At 38.2% G+C, this 3,140-nt stretch carries 3 protein-coding genes; 2 read left to right on the top strand and 1 reads right to left on the bottom strand.

All coding sequences use genetic code 11. The features are described from left to right. The first annotated feature begins 278 nt into the window (after positions 1-278). Positions 279-1,514, top strand: coding sequence for a DUF3103 family protein (locus ABWO41_RS17100; RefSeq protein WP_353140632.1), 1,236 nt, complete (start codon positions 279-281; stop codon positions 1,512-1,514). 6 nt (positions 1,515-1,520) lie between these two features. After that, positions 1,521-1,991, top strand: a complete 471-nt coding sequence (locus tag ABWO41_RS17095; protein WP_353140629.1) for a hypothetical protein — start codon at positions 1,521-1,523, stop codon at positions 1,989-1,991. 239 nt (positions 1,992-2,230) lie between these two features. Here the strand turns inward: ABWO41_RS17095 and ABWO41_RS17090 are convergent. Continuing rightward, positions 2,231-3,140, bottom strand: a 910-nt coding sequence (locus ABWO41_RS17090) for a hypothetical protein (protein WP_353140627.1), incomplete at its 5' end; no start/stop codon positions are given.

Raw genomic sequence — 3,140 nt, 5'->3', positions numbered from 1 at the left:
GGCTGAAGCATAGCGATTTTTGACTATGCAGCAAGGTAAACAAAACACCCTGCCAGTAGGTTTGGCAGGGTGTAAATATTATCCACACGTACTAATCATTGATATAGAAGATAACAAAATAGATTTATTATCGGATGGCCAAAGACATCATACAATACCATATAACAATTTTAATATTAATTAATGTAGTTTTATTTTGATATTTTATGTTTTCTTCTATAATTTGGGCAAAAATAATTTTAAATATTCCATATATTCTCAATTTAAACTACACAGACATGAAGAAATTTTCAAAAGTATCTCTCCTATTTTTTATTGTAAGTTTTGTAAACATCTCTTGCAAAGAAGAGAGTTTTAATCAACCAAATAGCACTTCAGCTATAGTTGTTCCTGTTGATTCAAGGGTTGTAGAATTATCTGATTCGCGCAATCACAAATCACTGGACAATGAATATTCAGTATCTAATGAAAGAGAGGATGTGTTAATGGAGAAATTTGCTATTTCATTAGCGAGATCTCTTTCTAATGGCAACTTTCGAGATTTTATCAAATCCGAAGCAAACAAACAATTTGATGGGGATTATGACATTTTAGTTCTGAATCAACTTACTACAACAATTGGAGGGAAAGAATTGCAAAACATATTGGTTGGTTCTGATTTGATGTCCGAAGGTGAGTTATCTGAATTGACAAAAATAAAGAAAGACCTTAATATTTCAATTCCTTTAAATATTGACAAATGGGAAACCCAAAATCAGGCTCCTGTTGTCACGTATATACCAACATATTATAAAGAGAATAAAACAGAAGCTGTTCTTGGCTTTGACTATACAGGTAAAAAATATAGTGTTGATGCAATTAATGAACCAGAAGTCCCAGTAATAGTCATTGGGCGGAATGAAAGAGTTGATGAGAATAATAATGTTAGAAAAGCGTTTCTTGAGCCTTCTAATAATGACTCAAATATCTATAAAATCAAAAATTCAATTTCGGCAAAGATTTTGGCATGTACGGGGCCATATCGAATAAATGGGTATTGGGAACGTCTTCATCAGATAAACATGAAAGTTTCAGCTTTTGAAAGTTGGTTAGCTGGCAAAGCAGAGGTTCGTTTGGCATGTTTTGCGCCTAATCTTACTACACCTACTGCATTTGCTAATTTACTGTTTACACCCAGTGATATAAATATTTATCGTGATCAAAGTGAAGAATGGATAGATCGTCCAATGCCCCTGTTTTTCTGGGATAACACTGTCGTATCACAGTCAATAATGTATTTCTTTTATGAATCAGATGGCGGACCTTCAACTCAAGAACATACTTTTTCCAATAGTTACAAGTTAGCAGATAACACTACAACAACTTCAACCGTTAAGTATACAATTCAACGGGATGATCAAGTTATAGGAAAAATGGTTATTCCTCAATTCCCATGTCCTCCTAACGTAATAAATGGTGATTTTTACCATTATGTAATTGGTCCGGATTTTAGATTTTCACAAAAAAACTTTTAAATTGCTATGATTCGATTATTAATTCTATTGTCATTTATTTTGGTTTTTATTGGATGTGACCGTACGGATCCTGAAATAAATGAGCAATCTGAAATTTTGGAAGGACGCTGGCAACTTGTTTCAGTAGAAGCTACAGCAAGTTCAGAAGGTCAGGATACCAGTTGGGTATATGAAGGCGGATTTATTGATTTTTCGTATAGTAAAAAAAATGAATTGGCTCCAATTTCTTATTCCCTTACCGAAGGTGATACAATGTTAGTGACGACATCTCCACCATATAAAGGAGAAGTAATTTTTAACAGTCCTACTCCAGAAAACTATGAGAAAGGTCGTGTTGCTTTGTTGTATAACCATAAGATTGAATCGCTTAATAATTCTAATTTAACTGTAACAGGAACACTTTCTTTAAGAACTTCTGAAAAAAAGTATAGAGTTTATGGAAGGTCTAAAATTACGTTTTCCAAATTGAATAAATAAGCATATTCAAAACTGTTTTAGAATACAGATATAGGTTTTTTCCTGATTCAAATACCAACGCCCCATCGAACTTAACGATGGGGCGTTGGTATTTAATTTCAAAAATAAATGAATTTTATACCTTTATAAGCTAACAAATAAACGTCTTGGTTACCATTAATGCTCAGGTAATGCTGGCTGATAGGTAATCAAACCCGTATCACTTCCAATTGATCTCAGCTTCAGAGTTAATTCAATACTTATGCTTTCACCAACAAACAGGTAAACGGCTTAACAACTGGCAGCTCACCTGTAATACTGGCCACCAGGTAATCAAGTCCATTATAATGTATCTTTTCTGAAAAATCGAACAGGGCCAGGTCTGTTTCTGTCAGAATAAAATCCTTTTGCAGGTAGAACATTTCAAGACGCTGTTGTTCTGTATTGCTCCAGTATCTTTCCGCCAGGCCATCAGGTTCTGACAGGTATAAGTTAAGGCCGTCCAGCTCCGGGAGCGCCCGTGGCTTTCCGGATACGATTCCATGCCAGAAAAGCAACCGTGGCTGAGTTGAAACCGCCAACTGGTTAAACTCTTCCGTCACACCGGTCTGACGGGCCACCGGCAGGCCCGTAATTTCATCCACCGGGAAGGTGGTCAGCTGAAAATTCACCTTCACCATGCTGTTGGCTACATCACCCAAAACAGCTGCTGCCGGGGTGATGTAGTCCTCCAGTACTTCCGGCCGGTCTTTCATCAGGCCGTCCCCCCCGTCCAGGCTATAGGCCAGGTGCAGGCGCCGGTTGATTTCGTGGTATTTCTTGTGGCCGGCCACGGCTTTATCTGTCCAGTCTTTTGCTGCGGGCTTGGTTAATTGCTGCTCCCAAAAATCTAACGTCAGGCGTTTTTCTACGCTGTCAAAAGTGAGCTGAAGGTTCGGGATCTTGCGCAGCTCCAGAAGGAAATTAGGGATTGTCCAGGCTGGTACGTGCTTATTAACGGTTATCGCTGTTGCGCCATCGAGTGCCCGCCAGTTGGTAAGAATTAATTGCTTCCAGGTCGGATGTTCCAGGAAGCTACCAGCCAGGGTGATACCGGTAAGATCCGCTATTCTTTGCAGAAGAAAATTAACAAACAGGATCGGCACTTTGGGACCGGCCGGCTTATAGCTG

The organism is Pseudopedobacter sp., assembly GCF_040392825.1.
Lineage (GTDB): Bacteria > Bacteroidota > Bacteroidia > Sphingobacteriales > Sphingobacteriaceae > Pseudopedobacter.
This window is presented reverse-complemented; position numbering and strand designations above follow the sequence as displayed.

Bases quoted from the DNA above. Each gene is read 5' to 3' on its own strand.
- ABWO41_RS17100 (WP_353140632.1), top strand. From the start codon at position 279: ATGAAGAAATTTTCAAAAGTATCTCTCCTATTTTTTATTGTAAGTTTT.
- ABWO41_RS17095 (WP_353140629.1), top strand. From the start codon at position 1,521: ATGATTCGATTATTAATTCTATTGTCATTTATTTTGGTTTTTATTGGA.